16 protein-coding genes and 2 rRNA genes are annotated in these 25,615 nt (G+C 66.4%); 14 read left to right on the top strand and 4 right to left on the bottom strand.

Translation table 11 applies throughout. The annotated features are described in order from the left end of the window. The first annotated feature begins 236 nt into the window (after positions 1-236). Together JOE30_RS04175 and rrf are read left to right on the top strand one after the other, a co-directional pair. Positions 237-3,373 (top strand): 23S ribosomal RNA (locus JOE30_RS04175). Between the two features lie 144 nt (positions 3,374-3,517). Next, a 5S ribosomal RNA gene (rrf, locus tag JOE30_RS04180) occupies positions 3,518-3,634 on the top strand. A gap of 110 nt (positions 3,635-3,744) precedes the next feature. Here rrf and JOE30_RS04185 read toward each other — a convergent pair. The 3 genes from JOE30_RS04185 to JOE30_RS04195 all read right to left on the bottom strand — a co-directional run bounded on the left by JOE30_RS04185 (position 3,745) and on the right by JOE30_RS04195 (position 7,447). Continuing rightward, positions 3,745-4,269: a gluconokinase gene (locus JOE30_RS04185; RefSeq protein WP_371831703.1), complete on the bottom strand. Its 525-nt coding sequence runs from the start codon at positions 4,267-4,269 to the stop codon at positions 3,745-3,747. A gap of 1 nt (position 4,270) precedes the next feature. Continuing rightward, a complete protein-coding gene (locus JOE30_RS04190) occupies positions 4,271-5,653 on the bottom strand; it encodes a GntP family permease (RefSeq protein WP_204869510.1) in 1,383 nt (460 codons plus the stop codon). Between the two features lie 111 nt (positions 5,654-5,764). Beyond that, entirely contained in the window at positions 5,765-7,447 is a 1,683-nt protein-coding gene (locus JOE30_RS04195) for an ABC-F family ATP-binding cassette domain-containing protein (RefSeq protein WP_204869511.1), read from the bottom strand. Positions 7,448-7,541: 94 nt separating this feature from the next. Between JOE30_RS04195 and JOE30_RS04200 the strand changes: the two genes are divergently transcribed. After that, a complete protein-coding gene (locus JOE30_RS04200) occupies positions 7,542-8,393 on the top strand; it encodes an HAD family hydrolase (RefSeq protein WP_204869512.1) in 852 nt (283 codons plus the stop codon). A 10-nt stretch (positions 8,394-8,403) separates the two neighbouring features. Here JOE30_RS04200 and JOE30_RS04205 read toward each other — a convergent pair whose 3' ends face one another. Continuing rightward, entirely contained in the window at positions 8,404-10,488 is a 2,085-nt protein-coding gene (locus tag JOE30_RS04205; protein ID WP_239532478.1) for an N-acetylmuramoyl-L-alanine amidase, read from the bottom strand. Positions 10,489-10,712: 224 nt separating this feature from the next. On the opposite strand from JOE30_RS04205, the gene glf reads away from it, so the two are divergent. The 11 genes from glf to fadD32 all read left to right on the top strand — a co-directional run bounded on the left by glf (position 10,713) and on the right by fadD32 (position 25,539). After that, positions 10,713-11,912 carry a UDP-galactopyranose mutase gene (gene glf, locus JOE30_RS04210; RefSeq protein WP_307806058.1) on the top strand — a complete coding sequence of 400 codons (1,200 nt, stop codon included), beginning with the start codon at positions 10,713-10,715 and terminating at the stop codon, positions 11,910-11,912. Beyond that, a complete protein-coding gene (locus JOE30_RS04215; protein WP_204869514.1) occupies positions 11,909-13,801 on the top strand; it encodes a glycosyltransferase in 1,893 nt (630 codons plus the stop codon). The genes glf and JOE30_RS04215 overlap by 4 nt, the downstream gene beginning before the upstream one ends. A gap of 19 nt (positions 13,802-13,820) precedes the next feature. After that, positions 13,821-14,366 carry a phosphatase PAP2 family protein gene (locus JOE30_RS04220; protein ID WP_307806281.1) on the top strand — a complete coding sequence of 182 codons (546 nt, stop codon included), beginning with the start codon at positions 13,821-13,823 and terminating at the stop codon, positions 14,364-14,366. Next, positions 14,363-15,268 carry a decaprenyl-phosphate phosphoribosyltransferase gene (locus JOE30_RS04225; RefSeq protein WP_204869515.1) on the top strand — a complete coding sequence of 302 codons (906 nt, stop codon included), beginning with the start codon at positions 14,363-14,365 and terminating at the stop codon, positions 15,266-15,268. Before JOE30_RS04220 ends, JOE30_RS04225 begins: the two co-directional genes overlap by 4 nt. 49 nt (positions 15,269-15,317) lie before the next feature. After that, positions 15,318-17,138, top strand: a complete 1,821-nt coding sequence (gene zomB, locus JOE30_RS04230; RefSeq protein WP_307806282.1) for a flagellar motor control protein ZomB — start codon at positions 15,318-15,320, stop codon at positions 17,136-17,138. A gap of 398 nt (positions 17,139-17,536) precedes the next feature. Further along, a complete protein-coding gene (locus tag JOE30_RS04235; RefSeq protein WP_239532479.1) occupies positions 17,537-18,493 on the top strand; it encodes an alpha/beta hydrolase family protein in 957 nt (318 codons plus the stop codon). A gap of 231 nt (positions 18,494-18,724) precedes the next feature. Continuing rightward, complete coding sequence (locus JOE30_RS04240; protein ID WP_204869517.1) at positions 18,725-20,584, top strand: alpha/beta hydrolase-fold protein; 1,860 nt, start codon at positions 18,725-18,727, stop codon at positions 20,582-20,584. Positions 20,585-20,783: 199 nt separating this feature from the next. Then, the gene (locus tag JOE30_RS04245; protein WP_371831704.1) at positions 20,784-21,329 is read left to right on the top strand and encodes a DUF732 domain-containing protein; all 546 of its coding nucleotides are present in this window, start codon (positions 20,784-20,786) and stop codon (positions 21,327-21,329) included. Between the two features lie 10 nt (positions 21,330-21,339). Continuing rightward, positions 21,340-22,329, top strand: coding sequence for a cutinase family protein (locus tag JOE30_RS04250; protein WP_204869518.1), 990 nt, complete (start codon positions 21,340-21,342; stop codon positions 22,327-22,329). Positions 22,330-22,442: 113 nt separating this feature from the next. Further along, on the top strand, positions 22,443-23,447 hold the full coding sequence (locus JOE30_RS04255; protein ID WP_027507278.1) for an LLM class F420-dependent oxidoreductase: 1,005 nt from the start codon (positions 22,443-22,445) through the stop codon (positions 23,445-23,447). 196 nt (positions 23,448-23,643) lie between these two features. Beyond that, entirely contained in the window at positions 23,644-25,539 is a 1,896-nt protein-coding gene (gene fadD32 / locus JOE30_RS04260; RefSeq protein ID WP_204869519.1) for a long-chain-fatty-acid--AMP ligase FadD32, read from the top strand. Positions 25,540-25,615: the final 76 nt, after the last annotated feature.

A 25,615-nucleotide genomic window follows, 5' to 3' on the forward strand; every position in this document is an offset into this window, starting at 1 on the left:
ACTGACAACCAGAGCCGGCAGTAGCGAACTTCCTCAGTGTTGTTCCGCTGGTTCTATATCGATGCACTGTTGGGTCCTGAGAGAACACGCGAGTGTTTTTTCTAGGCAAGAACGAATACACGCAATGTTGGTTGTGTCTATCGGCCCCTTGGAAGGTTCGGGGGTGTCTGAGAGCAGCGTGAACAGGGTTGTGTGTGTGTTGTTTGAGAACTGCACAGTGGACGCGAGCATCTTTGTTGTAAGTAATGAAGAGCGTACGGTGGATGCCTTGGCACCAGGAGCCGATGAAGGACGTAGGAGGCTGCGATAAGCCTCGGGGAGCTGTCAACCGAGCTGAGATCCGAGGGTGTCCGAATGGGGAAACCCAGCACGAGTGATGTCGTGTTACCTGCACCTGAATATATAGGGTGTGTGGAGGGAACGTGGGGAAGTGAAACATCTCAGTACCCACAGGAAGAGAAAACAACAGTGATTCCGTCAGTAGTGGCGAGCGAACGCGGAAGAGGCCAAACCATGTGCATGTGATACCCGGCAGGGGTTGTGCGTGTGGGGTTGTGGGGTTTGTCTTGTCGATTCTGCCGGATCGGCCGACAGTAAGAAATCATGCGGTTAGTCGAAGTGGTCTGGGATGGCCTGTCGTAGAGGGTGAGAGTCCCGTAGACGAAAACTGTGTGACTGTCGTGATGAATGCCCAAGTAGCAGCGGGCCCGTGAAATCTGCTGTGAATCTGTCGGGACCACCCGATAAGCCTGAATACTCCCTGGTGACCGATAGCGGACTAGTACCGTGAGGGAAAGGTGAAAAGTACCCCGGGAGGGGAGTGAAATAGTACCTGAAACCGTGCGCTTACAATCCGTCAGAGCCTGTGCACACTTCGGTGTGGTGGGTGATGGCGTGCCTTTTGAAGAATGAGCCTGCGAGTTAGTGGTATGTGGCGAGGTTAACCCGTGTGGGGTAGCCGTAGCGAAAGCGAGTCCGAATAGGGCGAACATCAGTCGCATGCTCTAGACCCGAAGCGGAGTGATCTACCCATGGCCAGGGTGAAGCGACGGTAAGACGTCGTGGAGGCCCGAACCCACTTAGGTTGAAAACTGAGGGGATGAGTTGTGGGTAGGGGTGAAAGGCCAATCAAACTCCGTGATAGCTGGTTCTCCCCGAAATGCATTTAGGTGCAGCGTCGCGTGTTTCATCCTGGAGGTAGAGCTACTGGATGGTCTAGAGGGCCCACAAGCTTATCGAAATCAGCCAAACTCCGAATGCCAGGATGTGAGAGCGCGGCAGTGAGACTGCGGGCGATAAGGTTCGTAGTCGAGAGGGAAACAGCCCAGATCGCCGGCTAAGGCCCCTAAGCGTGTACTAAGTGGAAAAGGATGTGAAGTCGCGAAGACAACCAGGAGGTTGGCTTAGAAGCAGCCACCCTTGAAAGAGTGCGTAATAGCTCACTGGTCAAGTGATTTTGCGCCGACAATGTAGCGGGGCTCAAGTACACCGCCGAAGCCGCGGCATTCGCACGATAGCCCGCGCACATCCCACGGGGTGTGTGCCAGGTGTGTGGATGGGTAGGGGAGCGTCGTGTGGCCAGGGAAGCGCCGGAGTGATCCAGGTGTGGAGGCCACGCGAGTGAGAATGCAGGCATGAGTAGCGAAAGACGAGTGAGAAACTCGTCCGCCGAATGATCAAGGGTTCCTGGGCCAGGTTAATCCGCCCAGGGTGAGTCGGGACCTAAGGCGAGGCCGACAGGCGTAGTCGATGGACAACGGGTTGATATTCCCGTACCCGTGTATCCGCGCCCATGATGAATCAGGAGTACTAACCGTCCAGAGCCACCAGGAGCACCTTCGGGTGCCGGGTGTGGTGATGCACGGGACCTTTCCTGGTAGTAGTCAAGCGATGGGGTGACGCAGGAAGGTAGCTGAGCCAGTCAGTGGTAACACTGGTGTAAGCCTGTAGGGCGAGACCTAGGCAAATCCGGGTCTCACACAGCCTGAGAGGTGATGCATAGCCGAATGAGGCGAATTCAGTGATCCTATGCTGCCGAGAAAAGCCTCTAGCGAGCTGGTACACGGCCCGTACCCCAAACCGACACAGGTGATCAGGTAGAGAATACCAAGGCGATCGAGATAACTATGGTTAAGGAACTCGGCAAAATGCCCCCGTAACTTCGGGAGAAGGGGGACCCCTGCTGGTGATCACTCTTGCAGTGTGAGCTGGTGTGGGTCGCAGAGACCAGTGAGAAGCGACTGTTTACTAAAAACACAGGTCCGTGCGAAGTCGTAAGACGATGTATACGGACTGACGCCTGCCCGGTGCTGGAAGGTTAAGAGGACCGGTTAGTTCCTTCGGGAGCGAAGCTGAGAATTTAAGCCCCAGTAAACGGCGGTGGTAACTATAACCATCCTAAGGTAGCGAAATTCCTTGTCGGGTAAGTTCCGACCTGCACGAATGGCGTAACGACTTCTCAGCTGTCTCAACCATAGACTCGGCGAAATTGCATTACGAGTAAAGATGCTCGTTACGCGCGGCAGGACGAAAAGACCCCGGGACCTTCACTACAGCTTGGTATTGGTGTTCGGTTCGGTTTGTGTAGGATAGGTGGGAGACTGTGAAGCATGCACGCCAGTGTGTGTGGAGTCGTTGTTGAAATACCACTCTGATCGTATTGGATACCTCAACCTCGGACCATGATCTGGTTCAGGGACAGTGCCTGGTGGGTAGTTTAACTGGGGCGGTTGCCTCCCAAAATGTAACGGAGGCGCCCAAAGGTTCCCTCAGCCTGGTTGGCAATCAGGTGTCGAGTGCAAGTGCACAAGGGAGCTTGACTGTGAGACTGACAAGTCGAGCAGGGACGAAAGTCGGGACTAGTGATCCGGCACCGGCAAGTGGAAGCGGTGTCGCTCAACGGATAAAAGGTACCCCGGGGATAACAGGCTGATCTTCCCCAAGAGTCCATATCGACGGGATGGTTTGGCACCTCGATGTCGGCTCGTCGCATCCTGGGGCTGGAGTAGGTCCCAAGGGTTGGGCTGTTCGCCCATTAAAGCGGCACGCGAGCTGGGTTTAGAACGTCGTGAGACAGTTCGGTCTCTATCCGCCGCGCGCGTCAGAAACTTGAGGAAGGCTGTCCCTAGTACGAGAGGACCGGGACGGACGAACCTCTGGTGTGCCAGTTGTTCCACCAGGAGCACCGCTGGTTAGCTACGTTCGGAAGGGATAACCGCTGAAAGCATCTAAGCGGGAAGCCTGTTCCAAGATGAGGTTTCTCACCCCCTCGAGGGGGTAAGGCCCCCGGCAGACCACCGGGTTGATAGGCCAGAACTGGAAGCCCAGCAATGGGTGCAGGTGACTGGTACTAATAGGCCGAGGACTTACCACAAAGAAGCTACGCGTCCACTGTGCAGTATCTGAGACAACACACGAGTTGGTCAGCAGATAACTGAAACCCGCACCACCGATCCATCACCAGCAGCACCGGTGACAGGGGAACGTGTGTGCCTCGTGCTCTGTTGTTTCACAGAGTTTCGGTGGCCATAGCGGAGGGGAAACGCCCGGACCCATTCCGAACCCGGAAGCTAAGCCCTCCAGCGCCGATGGTACTGCACCCGACAGGGTGTGGGAGAGTAGGACACCGCCGAACAACCCTTCCCAGAAAGCCCCCCGACCACGGTCGGGGGGCTTTCTGCATTCACGGGTCCTGCACCGGCAGAGGGACTTTGGCCGAGTGACCCCCCGCCGGCCGCCATGGTCTCACTGAGAGGCCCCCACTGCCTTCAGAGCAGCTGCCACCACCTTCTCGACGCCGTCGACGTCCGGCACTCCTGCGCCGTGCTCGTCCGCCTGGAGGTCCTCGAGGGTGTCGAACTGCGACTGCAGCAGTGACGGCGGCATGAAGTGCTTCCTGCGCGACATCCGGTCGAGAAGCGTGTCGTAATCCGCTTGCAGATGGACGAAGAACAGATCCGGGTAACCCCCACGCAGCCAGTCCCGGTACAGCCGCGTCAGGGCGGAACAGGCCGTCACCGACGTTCCGCCCTCCCCTGCCACCCGCTCGACCTCACCCGCCACCGCGGCGAGCCACGGTCGGCGGTCGTCGTCGTTCAGCGGGTGGCCGGCGGACATCTTGTCGATGTTGGCCTTCGGATGAAAGGTGTCGCCCTCGATGAAGGTGCTTCCCAGTGTCGTGGCGAGTGCGCTGCCGACGGTGGTCTTGCCCGTTCCGGACACACCCATCACGACGATGTGTCTCGGAATGCCGTCGACGTGGTCCGTCACGTCAGAACACCACCCAGAGCAGTGAGGCGAGCGCGAAGACCGCGAGTCCGAGTGTCGTTTCCATGACCGTCCAAGTCTTGAGAGTCGTCTTCTCGTCCATGCCGAAGAATCGGCTGACGAGCCAGAAACCCGAGTCGTTCACGTGGGAGAGCACGGTGGCTCCCGCAGCGATCGCGAACACGAGCAGTGCGATGTCGAAGTTACCCAACCCGAGCTCGACCACCTGAGCCGAGACCAGTCCGGCAGTGGTCGTCAGCGCGACCGTGGCGCTGCCCTGCGCGACACGGAGAGCCGCCGCGATCAGGAACGCCTGCACGATCAACGAGAACCCGAGATCCGACAGCGACTCCGTCAGAGACGCACCGATGCCGCTGGCGCGGAGAACGCCGCCGAACATTCCGCCGGCACCCGTGATGAGGATGATCGCGCACACCGGGCCCAGCGCGTCGTCCATGAGCGACGTGGCCTTCGAGACGGAGAACCGTCCGGGTGCCAGGACCACGAGTGACAGCAGCACCGTCAGCAGCAGCGCGACGGGTGTCTGCCCCAGGAGAATGAGTGCGTCCGCCCATCCGGCGTCCTCCGAGACGACGCCGGCAGTCTGCAGCGTCGAGACACCCGTGTTCAGGCAGATGAGTATCAGCGGGAACAGGAGCAGTCCGAGGACGGCCAGGAAGCGCGGTGGCGCGATGGCGGGAGCGTCGGAGTCGTCGGCGGCATCCGCGAACAGCGCTGCCGGGCTGGTGACGAACCGGCGACCCAGGCGTGTGCCGACCAAGTAGGAACCGACGAACCACGCGATGATCGCGACCGGGAGCCCGACGACGAGAGTGACGCCGATGTCTCCGCCCATGAGGTCCGCAGCTGCCACCGGGCCGGGATGCGGCGGCACGATCGCATGCATCGCCGCGAAGGCGCCGGCGGTGGGCAGTGCGTAGAGCAGGACGGATCCGCCGAAGCGCCGCGCCACCGAGAAGATGATCGGCAGGAAGATGACGAGACCCGCGTCGAAGAAGATCGGGAACCCGAAGATCAAGGCGGCGACGCCGAGCGCGAAGGGAGCACGTTTCTCACCGAAGCGAGCGATGAGGGTGTCCGCGAGAACCTGCGCACCACCGGTCTTCTCGAGCAGTCGGCCCAGCATGACGCCCAGCGCGACGAGCAGCGCGACGTTGCCGAGCGTCCCTCCGAAGCCGGAGAGCAGCGTGTCGGGTACGTCCGCGAGCGGGATGCCTGCGGCGACCGCCGTCACCATGCTCACCAGAACGAGGGACAGGAAGGCGTGGAGCTTCACCTTCATGATGAGGAAGAGCAGGACGGCCACGGCGATGGCCGCGACCGACAGCAGGTAGGCCGTTCCGTGTACCGGTTCCATGATGTCCACGCCGAGTCACCCTTTCGCGCGCCGAGATGTGTCCCGACACTAACGGCGCGACTCGCGCCCACGGCCTGGCACGCGCCTCACCGTGTCCGAATCGTCACGTCCGGCGTGGTGTCATCGAGCGCGTGTCACGCGGCCCTCGTCCCACACCGGTTCACCCGACTCGTACACCCGACCGTCCGCCCCGAAGACGAGGAACCGGTCGAAACTCCGGGCGAACCACCGGTCGTGCGTCACCGTGACGACGGTTCCGTCGAACGCGACGATCGCGTCCTGCAGGGAGTCGGCCGACTCGAGGTCGAGGTTGTCGGTGGGTTCGTCGAGGAGGAGCATCGTGGCGCCGGACAGCTCCAACAGCAGGATCTGCAGTCGTGCCTGCTGGCCACCGGAGAGGTCGTCGTACCTCTGCTCCGCCTGGCGGGAGAGCCCGTAGCGGTCCAGTGCGCGGGACGCGGCCTCCCGTCCCATCCCGTCACGGTGTGCGGTTCCGCGGTGCAGGATGTCCAGCAGCGTGTTGCCCTCGAGGTCCGGACGGGTGTGGGTCTGAGCGAACAGGCCCGGGCGGACCCGCGCGCCGAGAGTGGCTGTGCCCGTGTGCGGTACGGGTGCCAGGTCGAGTTCGCCGACGGGGAGGTGCTCGATGTCGGGATCGGTGCCGCCGGCCGCGAGCAGCCGCAGGAAGTGCGACTTGCCGGACCCGTTGGAGCCCAGCACGGCGACGCGGTCGCCGTACCAGATCTCCGTGTCGAAGGGCTGCATGAGACCGGTCAACTCGAGTGACGTGCACACAAGTGCGCGCTTCGCGGTGCGTCCTCCTGTGAGCCGCACCGCGACGTTCTGGCGGAGCGGCACCGCCTCGGGTGGGCCCGCCTCCTCGAACTTCGCGAGCCTCGTCCTGGCCGCCTGGTAGCGCGAGGCCACACCGTCGTTGAACTTCGCCTTCTCGCGCAGCCGCAGTACCAGCGCCTGCAGTTTCACCCGCTCCTCGTCCCACCGCGCTTTCAGCTCGTCGAGCCGCGCGTTCCGCTTCTCGCGTGCCTCGGTGTAGGTGGAGAAGCCGCCGCCGTGCACCCATGCCGAGGCTCCGTTGACCCCCGGCTCCAGTGTCACGATGCGAGTTGCGGCCGTGGACAACAACTCTCGGTCGTGGCTGATGAACAGCACCGACTTGTCCGACGCGGCGATGGTGCGCTCGAGCCAGCGCTTGCCCGGCACGTCGAGGTAGTTGTCGGGCTCGTCCAGCAGCAGCAGTTGGTCGTTGCCCGCGAACAGTGCCTCGAGCACGAGCCGCTTCTGCTCGCCGCCGCTGAGCGTGGACGCGGCTCGCCACTTCGCGCGTTCGAACGAGATGCCCATCGCGGCCGTGGTGACCTCGTCCCAGAACGGCTCGAGGTCGTACCCACCGATGTCGCCCCAGTCGGACAACGCCTGTGCGTAGGCCATCTGGGTCGCTTCGTCGTCGTGCTCGATCATCGCGTTCTCGGAGTCGTCCAGTCGCCGGGCGGCGGTACGGACGGGCTCGGCACACACGGACAGCAGTAGGTCACGCACCGTCGACTCGTCGCGCACCTGGCCGACGAACTGCCGCATCACCCCGAGCGTCCCGGAGCGCGTCACGCTCCCCTCGTCCGGCGGCACGTCGCCGGCGACGATGCGGGTGATGGTCGTCTTGCCGGTTCCGTTGGGTCCGATCAGTGCGGTCTTGGCGCCGTCACCCACCCGGAACGACACGCCGTCCAACAGTTGGCGGCCGTCGGGAAGGAAGTAGTCGACGTCGGACAGTTCGAGATGGGACACAGGACGTCAGACTACGGCCGGTCGACCGCGTCCTCCACGCGGTTTTCGTGCGTCGCCGGAGACGGCGCGGAACCCCGTCGGGCAAACTTGACCGATGCAGCCCACACAGCGACCCGTCACTCCGGGCGAGACCGGACGGCCGAGGCTCGTCGCATCGGATGTCGACGGAACGCTCATCGACCACCACGAGCGCGTGACGGCTCGAACGAAGGCCGCGGTGCATGCCGTCGTGGCGGCCGGGGACACCTTCGTGCTGTCGACGGGTCGGCCGCCGCGGTGGATCGGGCCCATCGTCGAGCAGCTGGGCCACACGCCGATGGCCGTGTGCGCCAACGGCGCGGTGATCTACGACAGCGAGAACGACGTCGTCGTGTCGGCGCGGACGTTGAGCGTGACCGATCTGGCCGAGCTGGCCGCGCTCGCGGAGTCTCTCATCGTCGGATGCGGTCTCGCGGTGGAGCGGGTCGGCCGCAGCGCGCACGACGCGGCGACGCCGCAGTTCGTGAGCTCGCCCGGCTACGAGCACGCGTGGCTCAACCCGGACAACACCGAGACGTCCTCGGAGGAGGTGCTGTCCGCCCCTGCCGTGAAGTTGCTGATCCGGCAGTCGTCGATGACGAGCGGGGACATGGCGGCCGCATTGACGTCGCACGTGGAGCACCTCGCCGACGTGACGTTCTCGACCGACAACGGGCTGATCGAACTCAGTCCGCCCGGGGTGTCGAAGGCGTCGGGGCTGCTGGAGATCGCGCGCACCCTCGGCATCGACGCGTCCGAGATGATCGCGTTCGGAGACATGCCGAACGACGTGCCGATGCTGACGATGGTCGGCCACGGCGTCGCGATGGGCAACGCGCACCCTGCTGCGATCGCCGCGGCCGACGAGGTCACCACGAGCAACGCGGACGACGGCGTCGCCCGCGTGCTCGAACGGTGGTGGAGCTAGAGGAGAACGATCAGCCGACGGGCGCTGCCTCGGGAGCCGGGGCAGCCTCGGGGGCCGGTGCGGGAGCGTCGAGAGGTGCGCCGGCGTTCATCTCCGCGGTGTACGTGTCGGTGAAGGTCTTCACGACCGTCGTCACGATGCCCGTGATCTCGTCGAACGAGAGCGACCCGTTCTCGAAGTCCGACTGCCATCCGTTGGGGATGCGGTACTCGTCGGACGTCGGCAGTCCGAGGGATCCGGACTCCGAGCCCATGGCGACGAACTGCTTGAAGATCTGACCGAGCACCGAGACCACCTGGCCGGTGGGCGTCGTGTAGATGGATCCGTTGGCGAAGTCCGCGCGGGTCTGTCCCTCGGGTGCGGGGAGCAGTCCGGTCAGGGCGGCGCCGAGTCGACCCGACTCACCGCCCTCGGCGACCCACTTCTGCACGATCGGGTTCTGGACGCCCATCGCGAGGAGCTCGGACACGAGCCCGGTCAGCGTGTTGCCGGGTGCCGGCGACGACGCGTCGACACTCGGGGGAGCGGCGACAGGCGGTGCCACGAGGCCCTCGTCGGTCGAGGTGCCGGTACCGGGCTCCGCCGGAGCCGGGGTGCCGGTCCCGTTCAGGTTGGCTGCCGCGATGGAACGGATGTCGTCCATCCGTGCGTAGGCGGCGTCGCCGGGGCACTCGGTGTTGCCGACGTCGCGGTGCGCGAAGATCACCGGGAGATCGATCGAGCGGCCCTGCTGGACGAACGTGTACTGCGTGCCCTCGGACGTCATCGTGGTGGTCCCCTTCGGGTCCAGACCGGCCTTGCCGAGACGCCACCCGAGGAACTTGCCGGCCGCGTCGAGCGACTCCTGCGTCGGCTGCTCCGAGCTGTAGTCGCCCATCAGCGCGATGCCCATGGTGTTCTCGTTGAAGCCGCCCGCGTGGGCGCCCTCGACGTTGCGATCGAGACCACCTGCGCGCCCCTCGAACACCTGCCCGTACTTGTCCACCAGCACGTTGTAGCCGATGTCGCACCAGCCCAGGGTCTGTGCGTGGTACGCGTAGATCGCGCGGACGATGCCTGCGGACTCGTCCTTGCTGTAGTTGTTGCTACCCGCGGTGTGGTGCACCGTGGCGCCGCCGAGAGAGTCGTCGTACGTGGGCGAACCGCAGCGCTTCGACTCGTCAGCTCCCCACTGGGCGCGGGTGATCACGGCGGGGCCGGAGCCGTCGACGGGGGTCGCGATGTCGCTCAGCGTGCTGTCGGCCGCCGAGGTGCCGGGTGTGATGAGCACGGCGGTCGCGTCCGCGAGGGCGTTCGCGATCGGCTGGGCCCGCAGCGGGCGGGACGACGACGCCGGGACGTAACCGAGCTCGGGTGCCGGCGCGACGGGGTCGGCCGCGTCGGGAGCGGGAGCCGCCTCGGGTGCCGGTGCCGGGGCGGGTGCCGGCGGCTCGACCGGGAAGGCCGGGTCGGCGGGGTTCAGCACCGCGCCGGCCGGGACGGTGGGGCTCAGCAGGAACTGGACGCGCTTGGTGAGGCCGACGTAGATGGGTTCCGTGCCGTTGGCGACGGCGGGAACGTCCGAATCGGTGCGACCGGTGTCGATGGACTGCGTCTCGTTCCACGGACCCCAGGATCCGTCGTCGAGCTGGGCACGCACACGGGCCACCGCGGAGCCGAGCTGGTCGGCCGTCAGCGCGACCATGCTGAAGGGGGTGTCCTGAGACACCTCCTTGACCACGGCGCCGTCCTGCGAGCCGTCCACCTCGGACGGCGCGGGGGCTGCCGGATCGGTGGGCGACGCGGCGGGTACCTCGGGAACCGTGAGTCCGGGGATGGACGGGATCTCGAAGGAGTCGGGCAGCGACAGATCGCGCAGCGACCCCAGGTCGATGTCCGGCAGATCCAGCCCGGTGAGTTCCTTCACGGGGATGACGATGTCGGGTGCGTTCGCGAGCGCCAGCTTGGCGATCTGCGTGGGAACGACGGTGGTCGTGTCGTTGGCCGCGCGCACTTCGGTCGTGCTGTCCCCGACGGCGTAGACCACGACAGGACTCGTGACCGCGAGTGCGGCGACGACACCCAGAATCAGTGACGGCTTCGGTCGACGATGCAAGACGATTTCTCCCCTGGTAGACGTTGCCCCCGCGATCACCGTTACATGTGACGGATGTGACTCATGTGATAGATGATGCGCAACAAGCGCCACACTAACCACAGAAGTATCAACCATCAACCTCAAGTAGAGGGTTCGGCCAGGTGTTCGAACGATTCGCCCGTCGGGAAGGTCGACGTGCGGGTTGCGGGACGACTACACAGCGTCGGATACCCTGGTCACCCGTGACTGATACTTCGCGAGGACGGTACGACCTGATCGTCGTGGGGTCCGGTTTCTACGGCCTCACGATCGCCGAGCGGAGTGCCGCGGAACTGGGAAAACGAGTGCTCGTGCTCGACCGGCGCTCCCACATCGGAGGCAATGCCTACTCCGAGCCCGAGCCCGGGACCGGCATCGAGATCCACAAGTACGGCGCCCACCTCTTTCACACGTCGAACGAGAAGGTGTGGGAGTACGTCACTCGCTTCACCGAGTTCACGGGCTACCAGCACCGCGTGTTCGCCCTGCACAAGGGTCAGGCGTACCAGTTTCCGATGGGCCTCGGCCTGGTGTCGCAGTTCTTCGGCCGCTACTTCACTCCCGCCGAGGCGCGCGCGCTCATCGAGGAGCAGTCCAGTGAGATCTCGGTCGAGGACGCCGCGAATCTCGAGGAGAAGGCCATCGCGTTGATCGGCCGCCCGCTGTACGAGGCATTCGTCCGCGACTACACGGCCAAGCAGTGGCAGACCGATCCCAAGGACCTGCCCGCAGGCAACATCGCGCGGCTCCCGGTCCGCTACACGTTCGACAACCGCTACTTCAACGACACGCACGAGGGTCTGCCCGTCGACGGCTACACCGCGTGGCTCGAGAACATGGCGAAGAGCGATCTCATCGAGGTCCGACTGGACACGGACTGGTTCGACGTCCGTGACGAACTCCGGGCCGAGAGCCCGGACGCGCCCATCGTCTACACGGGACCTCTGGACCGCTACTTCGACTACTCCGAGGGCGAACTGGGATGGCGCACACTCGACTTCGAGACCGAGGTGCTCGACACCGGCGACTTCCAGGGCACCCCGGTGATGAACTACAACGATGCGGACGTGCCCTACACGCGCATCCACGAGTTCCGGCACTTCCATCCCGAGCGTGACTACCCCGCGGACAAGACGGTCATCATGCGCGAGTACTCCCGGTTCGCGGAGTCGGGAGACGAGCCCTACTACCCCATCAACACTCCCGACGACCGCGCGAAGCTGGCGGCCTACCGGGCCCGCGCCAAGCAGGAGACGGCGGAGAACTCCGTTCTGTTCGGTGGCCGACTGGGCACCTACCAGTACCTCGACATGCACATGGCCATCGCCAGTGCGCTCACCACATTCGAGAACACGCTGCGTCCCCACCTCGAATCCGCTGCCCCGCTGGGTGATTCGGCGTGAGCGAGGACCACTTGCTGGGGCGGTCGCTGCTCCAGCGCATCCTGCTCCCACGCGCCGGTGAGCCGCTCGACGTCCGCACTCTCTACACGGACGAGGCCCGCACCAACCCGCGCCGCGCGCATTCGCTCTCACGCACCTCGGTGTCCATCGGATCCGAGTCGGAGGTCTCGTTCGGCACGTACTTCAACGCGTTCCCGGCGAGCTACTGGCGGCGGTGGAGCACGCTGGAGTCCGTCGTCCTGCGGGTCGAGATGGTCGGCCACTGCCGCGTCGACGTCTACCGATCGAAGGCGGACGGGTCCCGGATCCACGTCCAGGGCGGCGACACCGACGACGCGACGACGGTCGACGGCGACGTCACGACTCTCGAGTTCGTCGTCGAGCTCGGTCCCTTCGAGGACGGCGGATGGATCTGGTTCGACGTCACCACGGACACCGACGTCGAGGTGCGGTCCGCCGGGTGGTTCGCGCCCGTCGACGCGCCCGGTCGCGCGTCCGTGGCCATCGGCATCCCCACGTTCAACAGGCCGACGGACTGCGTGAAGGCGCTGACGGCGATCGCGTCCGATCCCCTGGTCATGGCGGTCGTCGACGCCGTCATCGTGCCCGACCAGGGCACCCGCAAGGTCCGCGACGAGCCCGGATTCGACGACGCCGCGGCCGCGTTCGGCGATCTGCTGAGCATCCACGACCAGGCCAACCTCGGTGGATCCGGTGGATACAGCCGGATCATGTACGAGGCGCTCGAGAACACCGACGCCGAGCACATCCTGTTCATGGACGACGACATCGAGATCGAGCCCGACTCGATCCTGCGGGCGCTCGCCATGGCCCGCTTCGCGAAGGTGCCGACGCTCGTCGGTGGCCAGATGCTCAACCTGCAGGCACGAAGCCACCTGCACGTGATGGGCGAGAAGATCGACACCGGCATCTTCATGTGGGGTGGCGCCCAGAACGTCGAGTACGACCACGACTTCGCCGAGAAGCCGCTGCGCGAGTCGAAGCTCCTGCACCGCCGGATCGACGTCGACTACAACGGCTGGTGGATGTGCCTCATCCCGCGGGTGGTCGCCGAGACCATCGGTCAGCCGCTGCCGCTGTTCATCAAGTGGGACGACGCCGAGTACGGACTGCGGGCCCGCGAGGCCGGGTTCCCCACGGTCACTCTCCCGGGGGCCGCGATCTGGCACATGGCGTGGAGCGACAAGGACGACGCCATCGACTGGCAGGCGTACTTCCACCTGCGCAACCGCCTCGTGGTGGCGGCGTTGCACTCCCCGGGTTCCGCCCGCGGCCTCGTGGTGAACACCGTCAAGGCCACGATGAAGCATCTGCTGTGCCTCGAGTACTCCACGGTCGCGATCCAGAACATGGCGATCCGCGACTTCCTCGCCGGCCCCGAGCACATCATGGACATCCTGCCGACGGCGCTCGCCGAGGTACACCGGGTACGAAGGCAGTACCCCGATGCCGTGGTCGTCCCGTCGTCGACGCTGCTCCCACCGGCCAGCGGCGCGGACGTCCCCGCCGTCGCCGAGCCGGTCGGCGCCGTGGCCAAGGTGTCCCGGCTGGCGAAGGGCCTGATCCACAACGCCCGAGGTGCGAGGCGGCAGCACCACGACCGTCCCCAGCTCAACGTGCCGACGCTCGACGCGCGCTGGTACCTGCTCTCGCAGGTCGACGGTGTCACCGTCACCACCGCCGACGGACGCGGCGTCGTGTACCGCAAGCGGGATCCGAAGATCGCCTCCGCTCTGCTCGGTGAGGCGCTCTCGCTGCGCCGCGAGTTGGCGTCGCGCTTCCCCGAGCTGTCCGACCGGTACCGTCGCGCCGTGCCCGAACTCACCAGCAAGGAGCGTTGGGAACGTGTCTTCTCCTATCCGAACTGACAACCTGGTTCGAACCGACCTGCGTGTTCTCACCGCGGTGCAGGGCAGCGTCGGTTCGCTGCCGGGTGCCGTGCGCGTCGCCCGGGGAATGTCGCACTTCGGTGAGCACGCCCTCGGGTGGATCGCCATCGGCGGCGTCGGTGCCGTGGTCGACTCGGCGCGGCGCGAGCAGTGGGCGTCGGTCGCGGTCGGTGCGGTCGGTGCGCACGCGGTGTCGATCGTCCTCAAGCGCATCTCGCGGCGTCGGCGCCCGACCCACCCGTCCGTGCGCGTCGGGGTCTCCACGCCCAGCCGGTTCAGCTTCCCGTCGTCGCACGCGACGTCCACCACGGCCGCGGCGCTGCTGATCGGCCGCGCGAGCGGTCTGCCCGTGGCGCCGGTGCTGGTGCCCGCGATGCTCGTGTCGCGCCTGGTGCTCGGTGTTCACTACCCTTCCGACGTACTCGTGGGCTCCGCGCTCGGCGCGCTGTCCGCGGCGGCGACGGTGCGAGCCGAGAAGAACGCGTCGGTCCGATTCGGCCTGACCGGCGCAGACGCAGCGGCCACGACAGCAGGAGCAGCATGAGTGAGGAACCCGCCGTCGTCGGCGCGCCCCCGAAGAACCTGGCAACGGGCATCGTCAAGGCGGTGCGCCCACGCCAGTGGGTCAAGAACGTGCTGGTCCTGGCGGCGCCCCTGGCTGCCGGCTCGGTCACCGAGAGCTCGGTGCTGCTGCCGGTCGCGCTCGCGTTCCTCGTCTTCTGCATGGCCGCGTCGGGCATCTATCTGGTCAACGACGCCATGGACGTCGAGGCGGACCGGGCGCATCCCACCAAGCGATTCCGTCCCATTGCGGCGGGTGTCCTCCCGGTCAACCTGGCCTTCGCGATGGCGGTGGTGCTGCTCGGCGGCGCGATCGGGCTCTCGTTCCTGGCCAACTGGAACCTCGCCGTGGTCATGGGCGTCTACATCGCGGTGCAGCTCGCCTACTGCTTCGGTCTCAAGCACCAGGCGGTGCTCGACATCTGCATCGTCTCGTCCGGCTTCCTGCTGCGCGCGATCGCGGGCGGCGTGGCGGCCGACATCCCGCTGTCGCAGTGGTTCCTGCTGATCATGGCTTTCGGATCGCTGTTCATGGCAGCCGGCAAGCGGTACGCCGAGCTGCAGCTGGCCGAACGCACCGGCGCCAAGATCCGCAAGTCGCTGGAGAACTACACCACCACCTACCTGCGGTTCGTGTGGACGCTCAGCGCCACGGCCGTCGTCATCTGCTACGGGTTGTGGGCCTTCGACCAGGACGCGAAGAACGAGAGTTCCCTCTTCGCGATCTCGATGGTTCCCTTCACTGTCGCTATCCTGCGGTACGCAGTGGACGTGGACGGCGGCGAAGCGGGCGAGCCCGAGGAGATCGCACTCGGGGACCGGGTGCTCCAGATGCTCGCCATCGTGTGGATCGGAGTGGTGGGTGTCGCTGTCTACCTCGCATGAGGAACTGACAGAACGAACCGGCGACGAGCAGTCGCGGGCCGAGAACCGGGTGGGAACGCCCGGGTGGGCCCGAGCGATCGGCGTCGCCGGTATCGCCGTGGTCGCGGTCCTCACCTTCTGGGGCGCCTGGGACCGCCGCTGGATCGCGGACGACGGACTGATCGTGCTGCGCACCGTCCGCAACCTCCTGGCCGGCAACGGCCCGGTGTTCAACGCGGGCGAGCGCGTCGAGACCAACACGAGCGCCGCCTGGACCTACGTCGTGTACGCCTTCTCCTGGCTCAGCGGTGTCCGCCTCGAGTACGTGGTGCTGACCATCGCCCTCGTGCTGACGACGGCGGCCGTCACGGTCGCGATGATCGGCACGGCACGCCTGTACGCCGGGCGCGCGGTGCTCGTGCTTCCCGCAGGAGCACTCGTCTACATCGCCGTACCGCCGGCACGCGACTTCGCGACGTCCGGCCTCGAGTCGTGCCTGGTCATCTTCTGGATCGCGGTCCTGTGGTGGCTGATGCTCCGGTGGTCCGACCGACGGGTGGAGAATCCGTCGACGGCACTCGTGCTGGTCATCGCGTTCTGGGGCGGACTGTCGCCCCTGGTCCGCCCGGAACTCGTCATCGTCGGCGGCCTCGCACTTCTCATGCTCGTCGTCGCGACGTCGGGATGGATCCGCCGCGTCGCCGTCGTCGTGGTCGCCGGTCTGCTCCCGGTGGGCTACCAGATCTGGCGCATGGGCTACTACGCGCTGCCGTACCCGAACACCGCGGTGTCGAAGGACGCCGGCGGCGCCAAGTGGGCGCAGGGTTCGACGTATCTGTGGAACCTCGTGGGGCCCTACGCCCTGTGGGTGCCCGCGGTGCTGGTCGTCGTGGCCGCGGCGCTGGCCGCCGTTCGGACGGGACCCGGTGCGGCTCGCCGTTCCGACGCGCCGCGCGGTCTCGCCGGACTCGTCTCACGGATCCGGACGCCGAGCGCCGTGGTGGTCTTCGCGCTCGTGTCGGGTCTGATCTCCACGGTGTACGCCGTGCGCGTGGGCGGAGATTTCATGCACGGCCGCACGCTGCTGCCCGCGCTGTTCCTGCTCCTGCTCCCGGTCGCCGTCGTGCCGATCCCGCTGCGGCGCGGGATCGTGGCGCTGGTGTCGTGCACCGCGTTGTGGCTCGGCGTGGTCGTCTGGGCGATCTTCGCGGCCACCACCACCGGCATGCCGCAGGGCACGACGGTCGGGCGTAGCGGCATCGTCGACGAGCGGGCCTTCTACTCCGAGAACACCGGCCACCGTCATCCGATCCTGGCGAGCGACTACCTGGACTACCCGCGCATGCGGGCCATGGTGCAGACCATCGAGAACACGCCGGACGGCGGTCTGCTGCTGCCGTCCGCACAGTTCACCTACTGGGACGTGGTGCCGCCGCCCCTGCCGATCCCGGAGGGCGGCGACGAGCACGTCGTCTACTTCCTGAACCTCGGAATGACCAGCATGAACGTGGGGCTCGATGTCCGGGTGCTGGATCAGATGGGCCTGGCATATCCGTTGGCGGCGCACACGGAACGGCTCGACAACGGCCGCATCGGACACGACAAGAACCTGTACTCCGACTGGGTGGTCGCGGACACCGGAATGGTGGACGTGCATCCCTTCCTGCCGTTCTATCTGGACGAGGAATGGGTGGAGCAGGCGCAGGTCGCGTTGACCTGTCCGGAGACGCAGGAACTGCTGACGTCCTACCGTTCGGAGCTCACGCGGGCGCGATTCGTGCAGAACTTCAAGCATTCGTTGGATCTCGCGGGGTACCGATTCGACCGGGTGCCGAAGTACGAAATACAACGGTGTAATTTGGAGATGCCCCCGGAACGGCCCGCATCGTGACGATGTGTGGCGAGTGAGATCCGCGTCACAGTGAGATCACCGGGTCATGGCGTTTCGGTGTCGTGAGTATTCCGATTTCGACGCCCCGGCTGGATTCCGGCATCTCGTTTGTGTAACGCTGTGTCCGTCGGCGGAGATATGTGTAGATGATGTGCGTCGACGTGCAGGATCGCCCGCGGGGCTATCGTGCGCGGAAGACGAGACCGATGGTTCAGGTTCCGAGGTCGTCCTCGGAGCGTGACCGGATATCGATCGACGAAGCGGTGCGGCCGTCCGGCTGCACGGAACTGTGAGAGGCCGAATGTATGCGTGACGGGTCCGTTACCGATGTCGCTGGTGACGACAGCGCTCTGCCGCGTAAGGCTTCACGCCTGCGCACCCCCCGAGTGGGCCGACGTATGCGTCAGGCCCTCGTCTCCGTGGTGATGGCCGCCGCCATCCCCCTCGGCCTCGCGGTCGTGGGCACCGGAGCCACTGCCAACGCCGAGATCCGTGCCGGATTCGACGTGTGGTCCGACTCGTCCATGGGTCCGATCAAGAGCCGCGTCTGGCGCGCCGCCGACGGCAACACGTCGAAGGTCGTGTACCTCCTCGACGGCCTCCGCGCGACGCCGGACATCAGCGGCTGGGAGCACGAGACCAACGCGGGCTCGTTCCTCTCGGACAACAACATCAACGTGGTCCAGCCGGTGGGCGGTGAGTCCAGCTTCTACACCGACTGGTACGCACCGTCGAACTTCAACGGCCAGCAGATCACGTACAAGTGGGAGACGTTCCTGACGCAGGACCTCCCCAACCGTCTCGCAGCGGGTGACCTCGGCTTCTCGCGTACGAACAACGGCATCGTCGGTCTGTCGATGGGCGGCAGCGCTGCGCTGACGCTCGCCGCATACCACCCGAACCAGTTCAGCTACGCCGGATCGCTGTCGGGCTACCTGAACATCTCGGCACCCGGCATGCGTGAGGCCATTCGCGTCGCGATGCTCGATGCCGGTCGCTACAACGTCGACAGCATGTGGGGACCGCCCTGGAACCCGGCGTGGCTGCGCAACGACCCGTTCGTCTTCGCGCCGCGTCTGCGTGACAACGGAACGCGTGTCTGGGTCTCGGCGGCCAGCGGCCTCCCGGGCAACTACGACCGTCCGGGCTCGCTTCTCGACTACTACAACACCGCCAACGGCATGGGCCTCGAGGCTCTGGCGCTCGCCAACAGCCGCGCGTTCCAGGCCCGCATGGCGTCGATCGGCGCCAACAACGTCACCTACAGCTTCCCCGCACAGGGAACGCACCGGTGGGGTTACTGGTTCGATCAGATCGTGCAGATGATGCCCGACCTGCGTGCCAACATCGGCTGAGTCAGTTCGGTAGTCGGCAGCCCCGGCCCTCGCTTCGGCGACGGTGTCCGGGGCTGTCGCATGTTCTGAGGCGACTCCAGTAACATTTGCACCACCAGTCACAGCGAGTCTCCCCGAGACGGTCGCCGTGACCGTGTAGAACAAGATCGGCGGCACTCTCGACGGGTCGGACCTCTCCGGCACGCCGACGGCCCTGCACAGTCTCACGTTTCGAGGAAGCGAGTCCCACACATGCGAGTTCCGAACGGCCGGAGAGCGCGGATCCTGTCCGCTCTGGCGGTCACGCTGGTTCTTCCGCTCGCAGGGGGCCAGGCCGCCACGGCGGTCGCGTCTCCGGTCCACGCGGCACCGGTCCAGGCAGCGCCGCTGCGCGCGCAGGCGGACGCCGGCGCCACCGTGTCTGCGGTCGACTGGATCACCGACCGCCGTGTCGCGGTGTGGGTGAACTCGCCGTCCATGGGAGTCCCGATCCAGGTGCAGCTGCTGCTCGCGCGCGACTGGAACAAGAACCCGCAGGCCACGTTCCCGTCGGTGTGGATGCTCGACGGCATGCGCGCGACCGACACCGAGAACGGCTGGACCGCCGAGACCGACGCCGAGTCCTGGTTCGCCGACAAGAACGTGAACGTCGTGCTGCCCGTCGGCGGTCAGTCGAGCTTCTACACCGACTGGGCCGAGCAGAACAACGGCCGGAACTACAAGTGGGAGACGTTCCTTACCAAGGAGCTCCCGCCCATTCTCGAGCGTGACTGGCGCTCCAACCAGACCCGTGCGGTCGCCGGCCTGTCCATGGGTGGCACCGCCGCGATGACGCTCTCGGCGCGGAACCCCGGCTTCTTCCGATTCGCCGGATCGTTCTCCGGCATCCTCAGCACCACCACGCTCGGCATGCCGCAGGCCATCGGGTACGCCATGCAGGACGCGGGCGGCTTCGACGCGGGTGCCATGTGGGGCGTGCCGTCGAGCGAGCTGTGGGCTCAGCACGATCCGTACGTGCTCGCCGAGAAGCTGAAGGGCATGAGCCTGTACGTCTCGAGCGGCAGCGGTACCGCCGGACCGTACGACCAGCAGTCCGACATCCCCGGCATCAGCACGAACTACGCCGGCATGGGTCTCGAGATCCTGTCCAGGCTGACGTCGCAGACGTTCGCGACCAAGCTCAACAAGCTCGGCATCCCGGCCTCGATCAACTACCGGCCGTCCGGAACCCACTCGTGGCAGTACTGGCAGTTCGAGCTGCGCCAGGCGTGGCCGCAGATCGCCACCGCGCTCGGCGTCGAGGTGGACAAGCCCGCGTGCAGCGTCGGCGGGAACATCGGCGGCACCGCGAGCGCCAACGGATGGCTCGGCGACTGCCTCACCTCCGAGTACGACGTCGCTGGAGGACGGGCACAGGACTTCAGGTTCGGTCGCATCTTCTCCTCCGACGGAGGCACGCACGTCGTCGCCGGTGCGATCGGCGGCGCGTACGCGGCCAACGGTGGTCCGGCCGGCGCACTGGGCATGCCGCTGTCGGGTGAGCTCGGTACCCCGGACGGTCGCGGACGTTACAACTCGTTCCGCAGCGGAATGGTCTACTGGACCCCGCAGACCGGTGCGCACGCAGTGCGCGGCGCGATCCTCGACGAGTGGGCTCGCCAGGGCTACGAGGGTGGGCCGCTGGGCTACCCGCTGCGCGACGAGGTGCAGACCCCGAACAAGCCGGGTGCGGTCCAGGGCTTCGAGATCGGTGCGATGTACTTCTCGCCCGACACGGGCACGCACGCCGTGATGGGCAAGATCATGGAGAAGTACGGCCAGCTCGGGTGGGAGAACGGGGCCCTCGGCTTCGCGAAGACCAACGAGGTCCCGGTCCGTGACGGCGGTCGCTTCACCGAGTTCCAGGGCGGCAACATCTACTGGTCGCCCGCGACCGGCGCGTGGTCGATCCTCAACGGCCAGATCTTCGACGCGTGGAAGAGCGTCGGGTACGAGAACGGTCGCCTGGGTTACGTCACCAGTGATCAGTTCGACATCCCCGGCGGTGTCCAGCAGAACTTCCAGAACGGTTTCGTGACGGTGCGGGACGGCGTCGTCCAGATCGTTCCCTGACCCGACACCGGGCGGTGCCGACACGGTGGGACTTCGCCCCGCGGCCGGCCTCCGGCCTTCCCGCGCCCCGCGGCCGGCCTCCGGCCTTCCCGCGCCCCGCGGCGGGCCTCCGGCCTTCCCGCACACAGAGTCCTCTCAGACCGTGCCGGTACCGTCCGCTGTCAGTTGCCGTGCCCCGATGACAGATAAGGACGTTTCCGTGACCTCGAGGTTCGCCACCACCGTCGCTCCCGTGATGCTGGCCGTCGCAGCCGGCGCTGTGCTCACCGCGTGCGGCGGCGACGACTCCTCGGCCAGCAGCACGCCGTCCCTCACGTCGAGCGCCACCGCCGCTGCGACCACGACGCAGGCGCCGACCTCCACATCCACGTCCGCCACGTCGACCTCGCCCGGAGCGACCACGAGTCCGGGCGCCGCGGCGACCGCTCCCGACGAGGCGGAGCCGGTGCCCAGTGGCTTCCCCGGCCCGACCGAGGTGCCGATCGACGCTCGCGGAACGGCGTTTCTCGACGCCCTGAAGTCCCGCGGCGTCACGGTGGCCGGTAACGGCGACATCGCCATCGGCACGGCGAGCTACATCTGCGCCGCACAGTCCGAGGGTGTGGCCGACGACCAGGTCCTCACCTTCGTGACTGCGAACGTCGGTGCCGAGGCGTCGGCGTCCGGTGCGACCATCAGCGCCGAGGACGCGTCGCGGACCGCGCAGACGTACGTGGACGTCGCGCGCTCGACGTACTGCGGATAGGCGGCGCCTCGTGACACGATCCGGTCGGCCCGGGCCGCCGCGTCGGCGCTCCGTGGCGCGGACACTGCTCGTTCTGCTCGCGGTCGCGCTCGTCGTCGTCCTCGTCCTGTTGTTGCTCTGGTACCTGCTCGCGGGTCGACTGACGACGCCCGGTCCGGGCGAGCCGCAGGTTCCCGGTGCCGAGCCGCCCACCTCGCAGCCGGCGTCGTGCCCCGACGTGTTCGTGCTCTCGGTGCCGGGCACGTGGGAGTCGAACGCGGCGGACGACCCCTACGCTCCCACCGCGAACCCGATCTCGTTGATGCTGAACGTGACTCAGCCGCTGCAGCAGCAGTTCGGCCCCGAGCGTGCCGAGGTCTACACGGTTCCGTACGTCGCGCAGTTCTCGAATCCCGTCGCGTTCCCGCCCGACGGCCAAGCGTCCTACAACGTCAGCCGGTCGGAGGGCGCCGCGAAGGCGAACGAGATCCTGGCGCAGCGGTCCTCGGAGTGCCCGCTCACGTCCTACGTACTCGCAGGGTTCTCGCAGGGAGCCGTCATCGTCGGCGATCTCGCCGCGTCGATCGGTGCAGGGTCGGGTCCGGTTCCGGCGGACCGAGTTCTCGGTGTCACCGTCATCGCCGACGGCCGACGCGACGGCACCAGCGCGCAGCAGATCGGCCCGCCGGTGGACGGCGTGGGCGCCGAGGTGGCGCTGGGCGGACTCGACGTACCCGGAATCACCATGACCGGTGCCCGCCAGGGTGGATTCGGTGCGCTCGCCGATCGGACCTTCTCGATCTGCGCTCCCGGCGACCTCATCTGCGCGGCGCCGCCCGAGGCGATGTCGCTCCGCAACATCCCGTCGTCGCTGACGGCACTGGCCGGTGCAGCGGGGAATCCGGTGCACGGCAACTACGCTCGCTACGTCATCGACGACGCCGGCACCACCGCCACCCAGTGGACGGCGAACTGGGCCGCAGGGCTCGTCGCGTCGGCTCCCACGCCTGCTCACAGCTGACGGAAGGCACTGCGCGGGGCAACTTTGGTCTCGAGCCGGTAACGGTTAGAGTGGCGAGTCGGCTTCGACTCCGGCCACCGCACCTTCCCTCGACGCTGCAGGAGAGAAAATTCATGAGTTCTGCCGACGCTGCGGCCACCACTGCGCCACTGCGCACGTTCCGCTTCGCGGCAGGCGGTGAGGGCAATCCGGACGAGGGCGGCGCACGGCGTTTCGTGAAGCTGGCGCAGAAGGCGGAGGAGCTGGGGTTCGACAGCTTCATGATTCCCGACCACCTGGGCAACCAGGTCGGGCCCATCGCCGCGCTCGGCGCGCTGGCCGTCGCCACCGACAAGATCCGACTCGGGACCGCGGTCCTCGCGAACGGTTTCCGCCACCCGGCGGTGCTGGCGAAGGACGCGACGACCATCGACCAGATCTCCGGCGGTCGGCTCGAACTGGGAATCGGCGCGGGGTGGCTCAAGGAGGAGTACGACAAGGCGGGTATCGCCTACGAGAGTCCCGGTGTACGCATCGAGAAGCTCGACGAGTCGCTCACCATTCTCGACACCCTGATGCGTGGGCAGGAGTGCCACTTCCAGGGCAAGCACTACCAGGTGAACGGGTTGCAGGGCAGCCCGCGTCCGCGCCAGGGTCCACGGCCTCCCATCGCCGTGGGCGGCGGCGGCCCGAAGATGCTGGCGATGGCAGCGAAGCACGCCGACATCATCTCCCTGGTCCCCAGCACCACGCGCGAGGGCAAGCTCAAACTGTCCGAGATCACCATGGAGAAGAGCATCGAGCGCGTCGAGCTCATCCGCGCCGCGGCGGGCGACCGGTTCGCCGACATCGAGCTGAACTGGACCATCACGACCATCCTGATCTCGGACGATCGGGAGCAGACGGCGGAGATGGTCATCGGTGCGCTCGACAACGGCTTTCCGCCCAACATGGAGGTCGACACCCGTCTGACCGTCGAGCAGATCCTCGAGTCGCCGTACATCGCGATCGGGAGCTTCGAGGAGATCGCGGACCAGATCCGGAACGTGCGGGCCCGGACGACGATGTCGTACGTCGGTGTCTTCCCGACACAGATGGACGCCTTCGCTCCGGTCATTCCGCTGCTGGCGGGAGAATGACGGTCGTCGCTCGGCGGGTCTGTACCATGCCTATGGTTCTCGCTGTCACGATCGGTGAGCGGGACCGGTGAGACTTACCGGTGAGTAAGATGACGACGCTCGAGTACGAGCGCGTGCATCCAGCAGACCGCGCCCACATCAGAACTGGGCGGTGTCGTGTAGCCGGCGGTGTCGCACTGCTTCGGAGGAGAGAATGATGAGTAACTCGTTCGACGATTTCGTCGACGACACCGGCAACATCGTGATCCGCGAGGATCTGACGCTGGTCCGCCACGTCGAGCAGAACGTCGCGGACAACGGTGACGACCTGGCCTACCGCTACGTGGACTATTCGCGGGAGCGCGACGGTGAGGTGCACGAGCTCACCTGGTCGCAGTTCGGTGCCCGTCTGCGCGCCGTGGCCGCGCGCCTGCAGCAGGTGACGTCGCCCGGCGACCGCGTGGCGATCCTCGCTCCGCAGGGTCTCGACTACGTCGTGGCATTCTTCGGTGCCGTTTACGCGGGCACCATCGCGGTACCGCTCTTCGATCCGGACGAGCCCGGACACAGCGACCGCCTGCACGCCGTGCTGAACGACTGCTCGCCGTCGGCGATTCTCACCGCGACCAACTCGGCCGCCGGTGTACGCCAGTTCTTCCGCGCACTTCCCGCAGCGCAGCGCCCCCGCATCATCGCGGTCGACGCCATCCCGGACAGCGTCGGCGCCACCTGGACCGAGCCGCCGACCGACATCGACGCGATCGCGTACCTGCAGTACACGTCCGGATCGACTCGCGTGCCGGCCGGTGTGGAGATCACGCACCGTGCCGTCGGCGTCAACGCCTTGCAGATGGTCGACGCGATCGAGCTGACCCACGATTCGCGCGGCGTCACGTGGCTGCCGCTGTTCCACGACATGGGCCTGCTGACGGTGATCCTGCCGGCGCTGGGCGGCAAGTACATCACCATCATGAGTCCGCGTGCCTTCGTGCAGCGGCCGTGGCGATGGATCAAGGAACTCGCTGCCGTGTCCGACGGTGCCGGCACATTCGCGGCCGCACCGAACTTCGCGTTCGAGCACGCGGCACAGCGCGGCCTGCCGAAGAACGGCGAGTCTCTCGACCTGTCCAACGTCATCGGGCTGATCAACGGCAGCGAGCCGGTGACCACCACGTCGATGAAGAAGTTCAACGACGCGTTCATGCCGTACGGACTGCCGAAGACGGCCATCAAGCCGTCGTACGGCATGGCGGAGGCGACGCTGTTCGTCTCCTCCACCAAGCATTCGGACGAGGCGAAGGTCATCCACGTCGACCGCACGGAGCTCAACTCCGGACGTGTCGTCCAGGTCGCCGAGGGAACGCCGAACTCCATTCCGCAGGTGTCGTGCGGCTACGTCGCGCGCAGTCAGTGGGCCGCCATCGTCGATGCCGACTCCGCGTCCGAGGTCCCCGACGGGCACGTCGGTGAGATCTGGCTGCACGGCGAGAACATCGGCAAGGGCTACTGGGGTCGGGAGAAGGAGACCTCGGAGACCTTCCACAACAAGCTGGTCTCGCGGCAGACGGAGAACAGCCACGCCGACGGTGCGGCCGAGGGCGCGAACTGGATGCGCACCGGCGACTTCGGTGTCTACGTGGACGGCGAGCTCTACATCACCGGTCGCGTGAAGGACCTCGTCATCGTCGACGGCCGCAACCACTACCCGCAGGACCTCGAGGCATCCGCCCAGGACGCGAGCACGGCCCTGCGCCCCGGTTTCGTGGCGGCCTTCGCCGTGCCCGCCAACCAGCTCCCCGACTTCGTCTTCGAGCACGGCGGCGCCGGACTCACCCGGGACCCGGGTGACTCGTCCGAGCAGTTGGTCATCGTGGCCGAGCGGGCCCCGGGCGCGGGCAAGGCGGATCCGCAGCCCATCGCGGACACCGTGCGTGCAGCGATCTCGACGCGCCACGGCGTGACGGCACGCGACATCCTTCTGGTTCCCGCCGGCTCGATCCCGCGTACCTCCAGCGGCAAGATCGCGCGTCGGGCCTGCAAGGCGGCGTACATCGAGGGCACGCTGCGTGGTGGCTACCAGCAGACGGCGTTCCCCGACAATCCCGAAGACTGATCACCCGACGCGGGTAGTTTGGCGAGCTGATGGCTGAAGAAGAGACAACGACGTCCGCACCGGAGCCGACAGGTGA

The sequence above is a fragment of the Rhodococcus sp. PvP016 genome (assembly GCF_017832185.1).
GTDB lineage: Bacteria > Actinomycetota > Actinomycetes > Mycobacteriales > Mycobacteriaceae > Rhodococcoides.

Coding starts and splice junctions, on each gene's coding strand:
- JOE30_RS04240 (WP_204869517.1), top strand. CDS start 18,725: ATGCGAGTTCCGAACGGCCGGAGAGCGCGGATCCTGTCCGCTCTGGCG.
- JOE30_RS04255 (WP_027507278.1), top strand. CDS start 22,443: ATGAGTTCTGCCGACGCTGCGGCCACCACTGCGCCACTGCGCACGTTC.
- fadD32 (WP_204869519.1), top strand. CDS start 23,644: ATGAGTAACTCGTTCGACGATTTCGTCGACGACACCGGCAACATCGTG.
- JOE30_RS04200 (WP_204869512.1), top strand. CDS start 7,542: ATGCAGCCCACACAGCGACCCGTCACTCCGGGCGAGACCGGACGGCCG.
- JOE30_RS04225 (WP_204869515.1), top strand. CDS start 14,363: ATGAGTGAGGAACCCGCCGTCGTCGGCGCGCCCCCGAAGAACCTGGCA.
- JOE30_RS04235 (WP_239532479.1), top strand. CDS start 17,537: ATGCGTCAGGCCCTCGTCTCCGTGGTGATGGCCGCCGCCATCCCCCTC.